Origin of the sequence: Collinsella sp. AF08-23 (genome assembly GCF_003479805.1) — a bacterium.
Taxonomy (GTDB): domain Bacteria; phylum Actinomycetota; class Coriobacteriia; order Coriobacteriales; family Coriobacteriaceae; genus Collinsella.
This window is the reverse complement of record NZ_QUHV01000017.1, coordinates 1-15,773: the sequence shown is the minus strand read 5'-3', so window position 1 is coordinate 15,773 and position 15,773 is coordinate 1. Positions and strand designations below refer to the sequence as shown.

At 59.2% G+C, this 15,773-nt stretch carries 9 protein-coding genes; all 9 read right to left on the bottom strand.

Going from position 1 to position 15,773, the window contains the following annotated elements; all coding sequences use genetic code 11:
- Window positions 1–9: 9 nt before the first annotated feature.
- The gene (locus tag DWV48_RS08635; protein ID WP_158574860.1) at window positions 10–5,274 is read right to left on the bottom strand and encodes a sugar-binding domain-containing protein; all 5,265 of its coding nucleotides are present in this window, start codon (window positions 5,272–5,274) and stop codon (window positions 10–12) included.
- A 228-nt stretch (window positions 5,275–5,502) separates the two neighbouring features.
- Window positions 5,503–6,189, bottom strand: coding sequence for an L-threonylcarbamoyladenylate synthase (locus tag DWV48_RS08630; protein WP_369834852.1), 687 nt, complete (start codon window positions 6,187–6,189; stop codon window positions 5,503–5,505).
- A gap of 18 nt (window positions 6,190–6,207) precedes the next feature.
- Complete coding sequence (locus DWV48_RS08625) at window positions 6,208–7,431, bottom strand: MalY/PatB family protein (protein WP_118654392.1); 1,224 nt, start codon at window positions 7,429–7,431, stop codon at window positions 6,208–6,210.
- Window positions 7,432–7,467: 36 nt separating this feature from the next.
- A complete protein-coding gene (locus tag DWV48_RS08620; protein WP_233546249.1) occupies window positions 7,468–7,761 on the bottom strand; it encodes a HigA family addiction module antitoxin in 294 nt (97 codons plus the stop codon).
- A 23-nt stretch (window positions 7,762–7,784) separates the two neighbouring features.
- The gene (locus tag DWV48_RS08615) at window positions 7,785–8,066 is read right to left on the bottom strand and encodes a type II toxin-antitoxin system RelE/ParE family toxin (RefSeq protein ID WP_118654390.1); all 282 of its coding nucleotides are present in this window, start codon (window positions 8,064–8,066) and stop codon (window positions 7,785–7,787) included.
- Between the two features lie 97 nt (window positions 8,067–8,163).
- Complete coding sequence (locus DWV48_RS08610; RefSeq protein WP_118654389.1) at window positions 8,164–9,348, bottom strand: HemK/PrmC family methyltransferase; 1,185 nt, start codon at window positions 9,346–9,348, stop codon at window positions 8,164–8,166.
- A 204-nt stretch (window positions 9,349–9,552) separates the two neighbouring features.
- On the bottom strand, window positions 9,553–10,620 hold the full coding sequence (gene prfA / locus DWV48_RS08605) for a peptide chain release factor 1 (protein WP_118654388.1): 1,068 nt from the start codon (window positions 10,618–10,620) through the stop codon (window positions 9,553–9,555).
- Window positions 10,621–10,872: 252 nt separating this feature from the next.
- Window positions 10,873–13,818: an InlB B-repeat-containing protein gene (locus tag DWV48_RS08600; RefSeq protein ID WP_158574859.1), complete on the bottom strand. Its 2,946-nt coding sequence runs from the start codon at window positions 13,816–13,818 to the stop codon at window positions 10,873–10,875.
- A 211-nt stretch (window positions 13,819–14,029) separates the two neighbouring features.
- Window positions 14,030–15,373, bottom strand: a complete 1,344-nt coding sequence (gene purB / locus DWV48_RS08595; protein ID WP_118654386.1) for an adenylosuccinate lyase — start codon at window positions 15,371–15,373, stop codon at window positions 14,030–14,032.
- Window positions 15,374–15,773: the final 400 nt, after the last annotated feature.

Genomic DNA, 15,773 nt, shown 5'->3' with positions numbered 1-15,773 from the left:
AATCCACGTTTACCCGCGAGGGGGTTCGTCGCGCCGCTTGACGCCGGCAATCGCCGCTGCCAACCCAAGACCACCGAGGACGACAATCGACAGCATCGATGCATCGCCGGTTCCCGGCAGCGTCGTGCCCGGCTTGTTCGCGCCGGAGTCACCCGCGCCAGAACCGGTATTGCCACCACCGGGGCTCACCGGCGGGTTGGGATCCGTATCGGGATCGATCGGGGGCACGGGATCGGGATCGGGGCCGTGATCGGGCTGGGAGGCCTTGTTCACCGTGACAGACAGAACGGCGTCGCGCTCGCCATAGGTGACCTTGATGTCGACCGTGCCCTCCTCATCGAAGGCGGTCCCGAGCGCGGGATCAAAGGTGAAGTCGGCCTTGGTGTCCTCGCCGTATGCGACGTGTTCAATGTCACCGTTGCTGTAAGAAAGCTCAAGCTCCATGCCGGCCGGGTCGAACGCCTCACCCACGGTGTAGATACGCTTGGCGGGCTGCGTCTCCACCGCAATGCCCGTAAGCGTACGGCCGTTGAGTTCGATGGTGAAGTCATGCTCAATTGTGCCGGAGTAGTCACCAATGCCCTCGATAAGCACCTTGGCGGTGCCAACAGCAGTGTTGTTTTGGAACGTGAGTAGGTAGTCCACACCATAGACGAGCACCCGCTCGCCATCGACGATACGCTCATCAAACTGGTCGGCGAGCACCGGATGATCCGCGTCAACGCGATTGACCTTAACGACGCTCGGAAGGTCGGTCTGCAGCGTGTTGAGATCAACCGTCTCGGCGGTCTTGCGCAGACGAATCTCAGCGGCGGACATGAAGGTCGTGCTTTTATCGGCTTTGTCGGTCAGGGACTTCTCGGCCTTGAAACGGAACTGGCTGGCCGTTACCGGTTCGTCGAACTGGGCGATCTGCCACGAGCGATCGTTCGTATCCCACGTTCCCTCGGCGCACTTAACCCACTCTTCATCAGCACCGTTGCGATACCAGATGGAGTACTCCTCGATGAGACCATTGGGTCCCTGCTGACGGGGCAGATACCTCAGGGCTTCAATACTCGTCGGCTCCTCGAGCGTCATGTCAACATAGAGCTCATCTTGCGGAGTGCCGCTCCACAAAGAATGGTAGATGGAGTCGTGATCGCCATCAAAGGCGAACTTGACCGGGCCTTCCTTGCCGCTTTGCCCCTGCTCGTTCGATGCCGTGGGCGTCATGTCCCCAACGGGGTAGTCGCGCGCATCATCATCGGCCCCAAGGTCCGGCGAGACCGTGTCGGAGCCAAGGTTGATGACAAACTCACCGGTCTTGGCGTGGTCCTCGGACTCGAGCAGGATCTTGATTTGGTTCTCATAGGCGGGAAGGATGGTGACCGCGGCATTGTCTTTGCCAGCAGCGGCGACTTCGGCCACAATGGCGCGCGTATCATAGCTGCCCGAGGCAAGAGCACTCGCCGACAGATCTTTACCGTTCACGTTGAGGCTCTTGAGCGCGGCTTCGGCTCCCACCGGGTAGGAAGTGGTCGCCTTGATAAGTTCGACCTCGGTAATCATAGTGCAGGGCTTGTTGCTGCCCGTGTCGGTTGCGGTCGAGTTCACAATGTTCATGCGAACGAACACGGCCGTGACCGGTTCAAAGTCATAGGTGTAGAGCCTGACATTGGTGCTTGCGTCGGTCTCGGCAATCGTCTCGCGAGCCTCGACCTTCTTCCACGATCCCTCGCTACCGTCCTCGGACACCTCGAACGTGACGGTATTCGCATCGGGATACCTGCCGGAGCCCCCATCCCTGCCAAAGTACACCTTGATCTGACCGAGCGGCTGCTGAGTTGCATAGTTAAAGGTCAGCTTCGATTCCCGGTGACCGTCCTGAGCCCACTGCCAATTCGACCAGCAGCTCTGGTTCCTGCCACCGCCCGTGTTGGCGTCCATGGTGGTCGACCCGTTGCGAATCGCCTCAAGGGTGTCGGACGTCTTATCCTCGGGAATATCCTGGGTGAGCGTCATCGCGTCGGGGGCGATGTTGGTGCCCAGGGTGATGTTGCCCTTCTGAACGCGGACGGTCGCAGTGACCGGCATGTCCTTGCCGAACACGCTCGCGTGACCTTCGATTACGACCTCACCGGGCTCTGCGAAACGCCCAGCCTCCGGCTCATCCCATGTGACAGGGAAGCTTGCGTTCATGATCGTACCGTCGGGCATGATGGCCGGACGGGAGGCAGGAAGCACGGGCTCGCCCTTAACCGGAATGGTGGTCGAGTAATTGCGCAGTGCAACGACCTCGTCGACGATCGTGACGATGGCGCTGATCTCGGTGTTGGCAACGGTGCCCTTAACGGTGAACGAACCAGGCTGAGTAAGCTTCTCCTCGTCGATCGCGTTCCAGCTGACCTCTTCCTGCGAACTTGAGCCATCCGTGTAACGAACCTCGACCTGGGAGGGAAGCGTAACGGACGCACCCATCTTCACATAGTGGTACCGGGAATAGACCAGGGCATCGACTTGCTTCTGCTCGGACGGCTGGTCGGCAACCTTTTCAACCGGAATCTCGACCGTTGCAGGCGTGAGACCATCGGCGCTCACCGTCACCGTAACCGTGCCCGCATTCTTTGCAGCGCGCACGATGCCGACGAGCTGACCGGCATGGGCAGCGCGATTGTCGTCGCGGAACGACTGGTGATCAGCCTGGACTCCGTTGTCAATGCCGGCGAGCTCGCCCTCGCCCTCAACCGAGAAGGTAACCTGGTTCTTGGCCGTGGGAACGATGACGCCGTTCTCATCCTCAACGCTCACGGTGAGATACGCGAGGTCGGTGCCGTTGGCCTTCATGGCGGTACGGTCCACGTCAACCGTCAATTTGGCAGCCGCGCCGGCCGTCTTCACACTCTTGCGCCCGGCCCAATTCTCGGTGGAAACCTCCTGACCCTCGTCGTTGTACGCCTTAGCGGAAATGGTGCCATCGGCATAGGGAACGTTCCAGGTGAGGTACAGGTCCTCATGAGTCGGGGCCTCGGTACCGTCCTCGCCCTTATAGACGCGGTAGGTGTACTTTCCACCCTCGGACGTGACCTTGCTCAGTTTCTTCTTACCAAGGCTGCGCGCCTCACCACCATCCGCCGGCGTGAAGAACAGCTCGACTTCGGCCGCGTCGGTGTAGACGACGACCTCGACCTGCTTGTCATTGCCCGCCGTCATGACCGCGTTCTCATTCCACGCGGGCAGGATGTGGAGGGTGCTGACGTTGTCGTTCCACTGGCTCTGGTAGAAGTAATACGAGTCTTTGGGCAGGCCGGCGGTATCGATGATGCCAAAGTAGGAGTTCTTCGGCGAGGGCCATGTGCCCTGCGCGCCGGGGACGGTGCCGTTTGAGGGCGTGGGCTCTCCCAGATAATCAAAACCGGTCCACACGTACTCGCCGGCCATGAAATCGTTGGTGATGATGTCGAACCACGCCTTGGAGGCGGTGTGGCCCCACGACACAGCTGACTTGTCGTACGACGTCAGCAGCTTGTCGGCATTGAGCCTGTTGCTGTCCTTGGTGGTATACACGCCGCGGCTGTTGGTGGCAGAAGCGGTCTCGGATCCGTAGAGCTTCCACGTGGGGTGCTTTTGGTGAACATCCTTGTACCGGTTGCCGTCCATATAGTTGAAGCCCACGATGCCGCCAGCATCGGCGATGCCGGCCGGGTTGAGCTCGGTCGCCTGCTCGCCGCCTTTGAACTTGTTATCGCCCGTGGTGATGGGGCGTGTGGTGTCAACTGCCTGCGCCCACGTGATGAGGTTCTTCTGCACCTGCTGGAAATTCGCAATGCCGCCCGTTCCCTCGGTCATCTCGTTGCCAAGGGACCACATGATGACGGACGGGGCGTTGATATCGCGCTTCATGGATTGCTCGAGATCGAACTGGGCCCACGTTTTTGAGGCCTCGCCGCCGATGAGCTCGCTTTCGCCCATCGCCTGATTGAAGAAGCGGGAATAGTCGTTGCGGTTATCGTTCTTCGCGGAAGTCCAGCCGTCGAACATCTCGAGGACCAGCAGCATACCCTGCTCATTGCAGATCTCGGCGAGCTCGCGAGAATGCGGGTTATGGGTGGCGCGGATGGAGTTGCACCCCATGTTCTTGAGGAGTTTGACCTGGCGCTCGAGGGCGTCGTGTGTGTCCACGGAGCCGAGTGAGCCCTGGTCATGGTGCATGCAAACGCCCTTGAGCTTCATGCCCTCACCATTGAGGGAAAACCCCGTATTGGCGTCGAAGTTGAAGAAGCGGTACCCGAAGTCAACGTCATACGAGTCGACGACACGATCTTCCTGCTTGATCTCGGTGCGAACGGTATACAGGTTAGGATCATCCAGGGTCCAGAGCTCGGGGGCAGTCGTGGTGATGGCATCCTGCTCGACCGTTGCGCTTGCACCCGCAGCGATGTTGGTGGCAGCGCTCTCAACGCGGGCAATTGCCTGCTCAGGAGTGCCACCACGGGGGATCACCGTCTGCACGACCTTGACGGAGGCGTCTTTGTTCCCTTTGTTGGTGACGACGGTCTTGAGATGAGTCTTCACCTGGGTTTTGTTGGAGTCGGAAAGCTCTGGAGTGGTCACGACTACACCATCGCGATCGACGTGCACGGGATCGGTGATCACGAGATCGACATCGCGACCGATACCCGATCCGGAATACCAACGGCTCGACGGCGTCTGATGGTTCACCTTTACGGTGATCGTGTTGGATTCACCGAACTTAAGGTACTCGGTGATGTCGTACGAGAACGGCGAGTAACCATAGGGGTGGTTGCCAAGCTGGTGACCGTTGATCCACACCGTAGAGTCCATGTACACGCCATCGAAATCGATACGGACCGTCTTGCCCTTGAGGGCTTCGTCCACCGTAAAGCTCTTGCGGTACCAGCCGATACCACCCAGCTTGTAGCCACTCTCGGCCTCACCGGCGGTGGTGTATTCCTGATCGATGCTGTAATCATGCGGAAGATCGACGTTCTTCCATGCGGAGTCGTCGAATTGCTCGCCCTCGGCGCCACTTGCATCGCCAAGGTAGAACTTCCAATTCTCATTGAAGTTCTGAACGCGCGTGGACGGATCGCTCACGGTGTTGGTATAGATGAGCTCTGGTTCTGAGCTCATCTGCGTCGACGACTGCGACCGAACGTCGGGTGCGATTTCGGCCCAAGCTTGAGCAAGCGGTGCAGTTGCGATAAGGGCACCTGCGGCGAGCGCGCAGACAAGCTGGCTCCTCGTTCGTCCATGAGTCAGACGTGCCTTCATTCATATCCCCCTTCGCCTAAGGGGCTCCGCCTCGCGGCAGGACCCACCTACAGATAGCGACATTCAAGGAAGGATTTTCACATGGCTCACATCGGACTCGCCATTCAACTCACATGAACGGTGAGTAATTGGGGGCTGAATGGTATTTCCCCTGCTCAAACGGTATACATTGGTCTCTTTTTTTAACTACCACTCGAGTGGGTTGTCGACCATCGGCCGCAGCGGGAGCTACGCCAGAGCCTCGTATATGTCTTTTGCGGCAAGTGCTCCCTGGCGAAGGATCGTCACCTCTCCGCCCTGTACGGCCACGATGGTCGACGCATCCCTGCACGGGGTCTCCCCCGCATCGACGGCAACATCCACCCCGCTCAAAATGCGTGGCTCTACTTCGACGAACGAAGTTGGTGCGGGCTTGCCATGCGTGTTGGCAGATGTCATGGCGAGTGGAGAGTCACAGAGGCGAATCAGCTCCTGCACCACCGGCGACGCCGACGCGCGCAATGCAACCGTGCCGTCAGATGCGCGCATGAAGGCTGGGACTCGCGGCCCCGCAGGCACAACAAGGGTGAGGGCGCCGGGCCAGAATGCCGCGGCAAGGTCGCGAATCGCCTGCGGCACATCAACTCCGTACTCATCAAGCGCCTCTGCCCCCGACACGAGCCAGGGAACCGTCTGGGCGGTATCGCGGTGCTTAAGCGTAAAGATGCGTCCGTACCCCGTGGCAGACGGCGGCATTTCCCCACACGCGGCGTAAGCCCGAACCGCAACGCCAACGCCATACACCGTCTCGGTGGGCACCAACGCGAGGGCGCCTGAACTCATTGCCCCGGCGGCGACCCCGAGTGGCTCTCCATCGGGCGCGGGCACGCCTTCGCGCGCTCCCCCTGCTGTAACGCGGTACACCTCGACCATCATCGCCCTCTCTCGCTGGTTTTACCTCTTCGCAACGAACACGTACTCTTTCAGTCTGCCGAGCGCTTCTCTCAAACGCTCAGTGGACAGCGCCAAGTTCAACCTGATGGTCGCCTCGCCTCCAAACGCCCTTCCATCCTGCCACAGTACGCCCACACGCACCCCGGAACGCTGGAGATCGTCGATGGTCATATCATGTTCCTCGCACCATTGCGCGCAATCGAGGAACAGCATGTAGGTGCCCTGGGGACGGGAGAAGCTCACGCCGGGAATGCGTCCAAAGAACTCGCAAGCGACGCTGGCGTTCTCGCTCAGCACCACGTTGAGCTCGTCGGTCCACGCCATCCCTTCCTCGCAATACGCACCTATCAACCCATGCATGGAAAGCACGTTTTGGCTGTTGTAGTGCGACAGGCTCTCCTCCTTGTCGAGGCGGTCGCGTAGCCACGCGTTGTACACCACGCGATAACTGCCAATCAGGCCCGCAAGATTGAAGGTCTTGCTGGGAGCGTACAGAGCGATTGTCCTGTTACGGGCATCCACGCTCACGCTCTGCGTTGGCGTGTAAACATGTCCGTCCAACAGAATGTCCGACCAAATCTCGTCTGCGATCACATACACATCGTGCGCGCGGAACAGCTCCATCGCGCGCTCAATCTCCCATCTCTCCCATACACGACCCGTGGGATTGTGCGGGGAGCAGAAAATCGTCGCGTGAATCCTATGATCGATGATTTTGCGCTCCATGTCATCGTAATCCATGCGCCACACGCCCTGATCGTCGCGGATGAGCGCACTCGACACGAGGTCGTACCCCGCGTTCCTCAGGGTCTTGGTAAAACCTACATAGGTCGGTGCGTGAACAAGCACGCTGTCACCGCGCGAGCACAGAACTGAAAGCGTAGAAGCGACGCCACCCAGCACGCCGTTTTCGTATGCGATGTGCTCCGGGCGCATGCCAGTCACGCCGTTCCGAAGTTCGTGCCAACGGATAATCGCATCATAATAGGCGGGCGAAGGGTCAAAGTAACCAAAGCACGGATGGTCGACGCGTTCATGCAGGGCGCGGGTGACCGAAGGGGCGGTCGCAAAACTCATATCGGCAACCCACATGGGAATGATGTCGAATCCCTCTGCGACCTCTACATCAGTAGGACCCAGCGAACCCCCACGTATCGCCGCCTGCGCGTCGTATGCGATGGCGTCCTTGCCTGTCCTGTCGATTGCCTCGGTAAAGTTGAACATACATCCCTCCAGCTGCTACTTCTTTTGCTGCGTCTATTAGCCTATTGCCACCTGATCCAACGGCTGGATGTCCTGCAGGTCAGCCTCAAGGGCTGTTCGCGCCTCTTCGACATCGTATGCGACTTGCGCCCTGAGCCAGTATCCGTCCGTTAAGCCAAAGTACCGGCAAAGGCGCAAATCGGTATCGGCCGTGATACGACGACGCCCCAAGACAATCTGCCCGATCCTTTGAGCCGGAATGCCCGTCGCCTTGGCCAGTCGATACTGCGATATCCCCAAAGGCTCGAGAAACTCCTCTTTTAGAAGCTCCCCCGGTGTAACAGGTGCCAAGTCGCGCGCCATTTCGTCTCCCCTCAATGATGGTAGTCGACGATTTCAACGTCTTTTGGCCCTGACGGGGTCCAGGTAAAGCAAACCCTGTACTGGTCATTCACCCTTATGCTGCATTGACCAGAGCGCTTCCCCGTCAAAGCCTCAAGATGGTTACCGGGAGGAACTCGAAGATCATTAAGGCTGCCGGCAATGTCTAGCTGCCTCAGCTTTCGCAGAGCGATTCTCTCGAACGGAGCAAATCTGAGCACGCGAAGGCCCTTCGCCAGCCTCTCGGTATCTTTGTCTCGATACGATAGAATCATAGTAACGCCCTTCGTTAATAACGTCAAACGTTATTATTTGCAATCACTACTGATGCAGACACTTGATTCTCTCCGCGCGTCACCGCGAGGTGCTGGCCTACACGCGAGCGAGGATGATGCGGGGGCGATTGGTAAGATCGTTGACGACACGGACCTCACGCATGCCGGCGGCGCGGCACAGGGAGGCTGCCTGGTCGAGGTGTCCCTCATAGAGCTCGCATGCAAGAAGTCCACCTGGCTTGAGCATGTGGGGGGCGGCATTCACCAGACGCCTGAAGATGTCCAGACCATCTTCCCCGCCATCGAGAGCCAGAGCCGGCTCATAATCCGCCACCTCGTGCGGAAGGTTACCCATCACCGATGTTGGAATGTAGGGGGGATTCGACACCAACACATCGAACGTCCCCCACTCAGTCTCACGATTGAGGGGCGAGACGAGGTTACCCAAGCGCACATCCACAACATCGGGCGCAATGCCCAACGCGTCACGGTTGCGGATGGAAAGGTCGACAGCGCGCGGCTCTATGTCAATCGCAACACAGCACGTATGCTCCGGGCGCTCGGCGGCGATGGAAAGCGAGATGCACCCGGTTCCGCAGCCGACTTCCAGCACACGAGCCACCTGCGATGCAGAATCATCGTCATCCGACGTGTTCACACCGTTTGCGCTCGCAGAGCCCAATACGCCCTCCCCATCCCGAGGGACGGCGGTTTGCAGGCCTACCTCATCGCCAGAATCACCAGAATCTCCGGCCTCAAGCTCGGCATCCTCCTCAAGCGCCGCAATGTCCTCCTCCGTGAGCTCGCGCTCGACAAGGCGATCCTCGCTCTGGGCTGCCGCCGTTGCCAACTCCGCTTCGCGCGCCGCCTGAATCTCGGCGTTCCATGGCAGCTCAACACGGCTGCGCGGCCTGCTTGCAGCAGCACCCAAAACGTCGGCATCGATGTACTTGAGGGTTTCCTCAACCAAAAGCTCCGTTTCGGGACGCGGAATGAGGACGCCGGGGACACACGCAACGGTGATGGTTCGAAAATCCGTCTCCCCAATGATGTACTGCAGCGGTTCACCCTTGGCCCTGCGTACCACGGCGCTATGCATGCGAGCAAGCTCCTCAGGCGACATGGGCTTGTCGAAGCTCATGTAGATCTCTGTCCGTGAGAGCCCCGTAACCCCGGAAAGAAGCCACTCGGCAGACAGGCGCGGACGCTCGTCGCCCTTATCTCTCAGGTAGTCGCGCGTCCAATCCAGACACCGCTTGATGGTCCAGGTCTCGTTTGGCATCTCGGCCCCCGTCCTCATGTATTGCTCATCCGCGATTCTACGGCACGGCCGTCACCCACCTTTCGGAAATAGCAAATTACAGCATATCCCGGCCAAAGTCGTTCGTAAGGCAGAGAACTTCCGGCAAGACCATGCACACATCAAACAAGGGCGGCTTGCAAACAAACCGCCCTCACACACGCTATATGGTTGTGACGTGATGGCTTATACGGCCTCGGCCAACTTTGCTGCACGGTCGGCAGCGGCGAGCGCGTCGATGACGCCAGCGAGCTGGTCACCCAGCAATACACCGTTGTACGTGGAGTTATAGCCGATACGATGGTCGGTCACACGGTCCTGCGGCAAGTTGTACGTGCGGATCTTCTCCGAACGGTTGCCGTGGCCGATCTGCGCGGAGCGCTCGGCACCAAGCTCAGCCTGCTGCTTCTCGAGCTCCATCTCGTACAGACGAGCGCGGAGCATCTGCATGCAGACCTCGCGGTTCTGGATTTGAGAGCGCTGCTCCTGGGACTGGACCACGGTGTTCGTGGGCAGGTGGGTGATGCGAACCGCCGAATAGGTGGTGTTGACGCACTGGCCGCCAGGACCGGAGGCACAGTACGTGTCGATGCGCAGGTCGGACTGGTTGATCTGGATGTCAATCTCATCGGCCTCGGGCAACACGGCAACGGTCGCGGTGGACGTCTGAATACGGCCCTGTGACTCCGTCTTGGGGACACGCTGGACGCGATGCACGCCCGACTCATACTTCATGACGGAGTAGACCTTGTCACCCTCGACCTTGAACTCGATGGACTTGAAGCCACCCGCCTCGGATGGGCTGGAGTCGAGGACCGTCATCTTCCACTTTTTGGACTCGATGAAGCGCTGGTACATCTTGAACAGGTCGCCCGCAAAGATGGCAGCCTCGTCGCCGCCCGCAGCGGAGCGAATCTCGACAATGGTGTCCTTCTCGTCCATCGGATCACCCGGAATGAGCATGATCTTGATGTCTTCCTCGAGCTGAGGAAGCTTGGCCTCGTTCTCGGAAATCTCCATCTGGAGCATCTCCTTCTCGTCGGCATCGCTGGCATCGTGCAGCATCTCCTTGGCCACCTCGATGTCATCGAGGGCACCAAGGTACTCGCGAGCTGCCTTCACCAAGTCGGTCTGGTGCGCATACTCCTTGTTGAGGCGCGTGAATTCCTTAATGTCGCTGGCAACGGCCGGGTCGGAGAGCTTCTTCTCGAGCTCTTCGAAGGCGATGATGATTTTCTCAAGCTTGTCGCGCATGATGGCTCCTTGTATACGCGTGGAAATAACGGGGGCGCCGATAGTTTGATCGACGTGTGGGATGAGTTATGCCGGACAACGTCCAAGCAAAAATGCAGGCGTAGCTAGAGCTTATCGAGCGCGATGTGCATGGTTCCTCCTATAGTCTGCTGGATATGATACCCAAAACGCGCGGCGGCGGATAGCAGAAACGGGCCGCTGCCATAGGACAGCGACCCGTCTGAAGCACGTGTGTCTCGTGCGGTCTATGGGCTACTCGGACTTACGACGCTTAGCGACGACGACGCCTGCAACAACGGCGGCAACGCCGGCGACACCTAGGGCGACCATGCCGATGGCGCTCGTATCGCCCGTCTGGGGAAGCCCGTTTTGAGGCTTTTGCGCATTGGTGGTGGAGCTGGCCTTCACCCAACCTCCGTAAAGCGTCGTGTCCGCAGTTACGACGTCTTTGTCGAAGTTCCACTCGCCAGACACCGACCCGTCGGAAGCCTTGGCCTTAAACCAGCCAACGAACTTCCACCCTTTGTACGTGGGGTCGGCGGGGCGGGTAAGCTTGGAGCCCGGCTCAACCTCTTGGGTAAAAGAGGAACCCGTACCGGTTTCGAAAGTAACCGTGACTTTGTCAACGGGCTCGGGAGCGACACCCGAATCAACCAGCCTGACCTTGAGCGTGAAGGGCACGACCCCAGAGGAGGCCAATGATGCATCCGCCTCTTTTTCAGCACTGAACTCAAAGGAGAATTCTGCCGAAGTTTCGGCTGCCGCGATGGCCTTATTCAGGGCCGCAAGGTTAACAGTATCCACCTTGATAAGGTAACCGCTCTTCTCGACATCTACGTTCATGCCCATCAAAGCTAGAAGGTCGGCTTCGGTGATTTCCTTACCCGATGCCACATCGTAGACATACACGCCGTCGACGACCTTATCGGCGTTCGGAACCAGTTGCGCACTCACGGCAACCAGGTTGCCGTCCTTGTCGAGCTGCAGTCCGGAGCCGGGGACGATGAATTCGGCAGCGGGAGGCTCGCCCGCGAACGTGCCGCCGGAGATGGCAATATCACGGCTGACCGTAGTGCTTTCGCCTTCCTTGACGAAGTACAAGACGGTCGCGCCCTTTTCGCTCTCGAAGGTGCCGCCCTGGATATCCAGAGAGATGTCGCGATCGTTATAGCCGCTTTCCACGTAGATGGCTGCACCGGTCGAAATCAGATTGCCAGAGGGACTGCCGTCGTAGTAGTCCTCGGGGTTTTTCTTCTCGCCGGTAGCCTTAATATGGGTATCGCCCTCCGCGACAACCGAGCCACCCTTAATGGTGACGCCGCTCTTGGCCTCAATGGAGGTGTCCTCGATAGTCAGCGTGCCGGACTTCGGCGGCCAGTACACTGCGGTGGTCTCGCACGTGATATTGCAGTTCTTGAGCGTCACGTTCTGGTTGGAATTGAGTCCCTGAACGCCAATGGCCTGGTCAACCGTTTGAAGCGTAAGGTCTTCCAGCGTCACGGTGATGTTGTCATTGGTGGCGTAGGTATACAGGCCGTAGCTGTCCTTGTTGGTGTTGACGATTGTGCCGTTTTTTACCGCAAGAGTCACATTGGACGCAGACACCGATATGGTATCAGCGCTGTCGAGCGTGATGGTATGACCCGCCAAGTCGATGGTCGCCTTGGTACCGGCCTCGGTGATGTTGATGTACTTGTCTTTGCCAGCAGAGACCTGATCAGCGCCCAAATCGCTCAGAAGGGTGACCGTGCCGCCATTTTTGGCAGCCGCGATGCCCTCTTCAAGCGTGGCGAACTTCTGACCGTTCACCTCAACAGCGTAGACCTTGATGTCCTCGGTCGCACCAGGGTTGGCGTTTTCCGCAGCGGCAGGCGTTGTGTAGTAGACCTTCTTGCCGTCCTTCTCGACGAACGCACCCGCGCCTGCGACGGCGTCGGCCTCGCTCACTACAGAAACGGATCCCTCTTCGTTCACCAGCATGGCGCTGTCGTCGGCCAAAACAGCACCGGGAAGCTCGGTGTTGGACGTACCGCCCTTTACGAATCCAGTGCAGTCTTCGCTATAAATCGCCTGCGATGCATCGGGTGCGTTGGTCTCGAGTGCGCCACCCGTGACGGCAATCTTGACCTGCTCGATCGCTTCGGGATCGTTCTTTTGCGGATTGCTCTCATGCAAGGCGTAGGTTCCGGAAATCTTCGCGTTGCCTGAGATCGTAACGTTGATGGGTTGCTTCGTGGCGTGCTGAGCAATCGCGATACCCGCTCCGGACGACGTGCTGCCGCTACCGTTGGGGCTGGACTCCAGCGGGCCGATGCCTGAAATCTGGGCGTTTCCCGACACGGTAAGCTCGCCCGCACGAATTTCGATACCCGTACCTCCGGTAATGGTGCCGCCGGTAATGGTGGCCGTGCTATAGAAGGCAGGCAGGTAGAGCGCGGGGGCATCCTCTGCGGTGGACGTGATGGTACCGCCCGTCATGACGAAATCAACGCCACCGATACCTTCGGAGCCGTTGGTGCTAAATCCGAATATTCCCGCCTGGATTTCTCCGCCGGAGATCTCGACCTTCGCGCTGTGCTCGGTTCCGTTTCCAAGAGCGCAGATGCCGTAGTCCGCCTTGATGGTGCCGCCCTGTAGAAAGACGCACGCATCCGTATCGTCCTTGGTGGTGTAGATGCCGTACTCGGGAACCTCGAGCGTGCCGCCCTTCATGACCACCGAGCCTTTGGACCCGGTCACAATACCCAGCGAAAGCGTGCTGCCGACCTTGTTGACCTTGAGCAGACCGCCGCCTACGGTGTCATCGAGCGTGAGCCTGCCGCCGGAGATTACATTGAACGCGCGGTTGTCCACCTGGACGGCGCAGCCGTTAAGGTCCAGCGTGATGGAGACGCCTTCCACGCGACCCGTGGTCATGGTCGTGTTTGCCAGCACCTTGACCGTTTGGCCGTCTTTAGCAGCCGCAAGTGCCTCGTTGAGCGTCGGGTACTCGACGCCGTCAATGCTCGCAACCACCCCTCCGGCGCGCTCGGAAACATCCTCATCAAGAGAGAATATGGCTGCCTGCTGCTCAGTCGTCCGAACTGCAGGGACGGGCTCCTCATGCGCATACGCCACGGACGGCAAAAAGGTAGCCGTAGATAGCGCCGTGGCCAACACGAGGATAGCGGTTGTACATTTCTTTGTTCCGATACTCATACCCACCTCGTTTCTCTTGGGGTCCGACTTCTCGTTCGTCAACGACGCCATCGGGGCGATCGCGTCGCCGGGTGCTTTTATTGTACATTTTCCAGCACTTGAGCATGAGGCAAAACATTGCCCGTATGACAAAGGGTGCCACCGGCTGTTTCACGCCGGTGGCACCCCTAATTCCCTCGTCTGTATGCAAAACGAGCCATTCCCTTACACACTAGAAGCTCAGCTGCTCCAGACGCGTAAAGACCGTGTCAATGCGGGTGAGGAAGTCCCACGGATCGAAAATCTCGTCAAGCTTTTCGGCAGGCACCGTGCACTCCGGATCGGCCTCGAGGCGCTCACGCAGCGTCGGGCCATCGACGGCCGCGTGAACATCGTCCCACACGGCCATGGAATTGCGCTGGACGATCTTGTAGGCGTCCTCACGCGTAATGCCCGTGTCCACCAAGGCGAGCAGCACCTTGGAAGAGAAGATGAGGCCGCGCGTAAGGTCGAGGTTCGCCTGCATGCGTGCCGGATACAGAATCAGGCCGTCGACGATGCGAATGAGGCAGGTGAGCATGTGGTCGAGCGCGATGAAGCTGTCGGCCTGCGCCACGCGCTCGGCGGAGGAATGCGAGATGTCGCGCTCGTGCCACAGGGCCACATTGTCAAACGCAACCTGGGCATTCGCCTTCACCACGCGCGACAGGCCGCACACCTTCTCGAGGGTGATGGGATTGCGCTTGTGGGGCATCGCGGAACTGCCCTTCTGGCCCTTGCGGAAGGGCTCCTCGGCCTCGAGGGTGTCGGTCTTCTGCAAATTGCGAATCTCGGTGGCAATGCGGTCGCAGGTCGCGGCGGTCGTGGCCAACACGCCGGCGAGATATGCATGATGGTCGCGCGAAATAACCTGCGTAGACAGCGGATCATGGGCGAGACCGAGGTGCTCGCACACGTATTCCTCGACAAACGGGTCAATGGAGCTGTACGTGCCCACCGCGCCGGAAATCGCGCCGAACGCGACGTTCTTACGCGCGTCGATGAGGCGGTCGAGATCGCGCTTGAGCTCCCAGGCCCAGCTGCCGAACTTCATGCCGAACGTCATGGGCTCGGCATGGATGCCATGGGTGCGACCCACGCACAGGGTATTGCGCTCCTCGAACGCACGGCGGCGACAGATCTCGCCGAGCTTGCGTACGTCCTCAATGATGATGTCCGTGGCCTGAACAAGCTGATAGCACAGGGCAGTGTCTCCCAGGTCTGAGCTGGTCATGCCGTAGTGCACCCAGCGGCTGGGCTTGGGATCGCCCTCGGGCACATCGGCGTCGATATAGGAGCCCATGTTGGTAAGGAACGCGATGACGTCATGATTGGTGACGGCCTCGATTTCGTCCACCTCAGCCTTGTTAAAAGCGGCGTGCTCGCGAATCCAAGCGGCCTCCTCCTTGGTAATACCGCATTTGCCGAGTTCGGCCTGCGCCTCGCAGGCAAGGACCTCAATCTCCTGCCAAATGGCGTACTTGTTCTCAAGCGAGAAGATGTGGCCCATCTCGGGACGGGTATAGCGGTCGATCATGGCGGCTCCTTTTTGAGTATTGGCACGCAACGTACACGCCTTATTGTACGTGCACGGACTTACACATGCACGCGCTGCAAGAAGCGAACAAAACCACTCGCACGTGACGCCCGCGCTTCCCGCGCACCATGGAAGTGGGGGTATGTGCCAGGAATCGGGCGAAAATGTAACGAGTTTCCGAAGAGGCCGAGTAGAGCGCCAGTTGAGGCGGCAAACCCCCAGCTCGCAAGCTGTCAAAACCCACGTCTACCCGGCGTATCGAATTCTTCGTTACATTTTCGCCCGATTTGCGGCATCGCCTGATGAAGTTGAGGTCATCAAAAGCGCAAAAGGGTAGCATAACTCGACAAAACTCCGGCATTTGGGCGTGCGGCAGAAATCTTGGAGACCGGGGCCTCCG

Excerpts from the sequence above, each read along its gene's own strand:
- purB (WP_118654386.1), bottom strand. The coding sequence starts at position 15,373 with ATGATCGACCGCTATACCCGTCCCGAGATGGGCCACATCTTCTCGCTT.
- DWV48_RS08635 (WP_158574860.1), bottom strand. The coding sequence starts at position 5,274 with ATGAAGGCACGTCTGACTCATGGACGAACGAGGAGCCAGCTTGTCTGC.
- prfA (WP_118654388.1), bottom strand. The coding sequence starts at position 10,620 with ATGCGCGACAAGCTTGAGAAAATCATCATCGCCTTCGAAGAGCTCGAG.
- DWV48_RS08630 (WP_369834852.1), bottom strand. The coding sequence starts at position 6,189 with ATGATGGTCGAGGTGTACCGCGTTACAGCAGGGGGAGCGCGCGAAGGC.
- DWV48_RS08600 (WP_158574859.1), bottom strand. The coding sequence starts at position 13,818 with ATGAGTATCGGAACAAAGAAATGTACAACCGCTATCCTCGTGTTGGCC.
- DWV48_RS08610 (WP_118654389.1), bottom strand. The coding sequence starts at position 9,348 with ATGCCAAACGAGACCTGGACCATCAAGCGGTGTCTGGATTGGACGCGC.
- DWV48_RS08625 (WP_118654392.1), bottom strand. The coding sequence starts at position 7,431 with ATGTTCAACTTTACCGAGGCAATCGACAGGACAGGCAAGGACGCCATC.
- DWV48_RS08615 (WP_118654390.1), bottom strand. The coding sequence starts at position 8,066 with ATGATTCTATCGTATCGAGACAAAGATACCGAGAGGCTGGCGAAGGGC.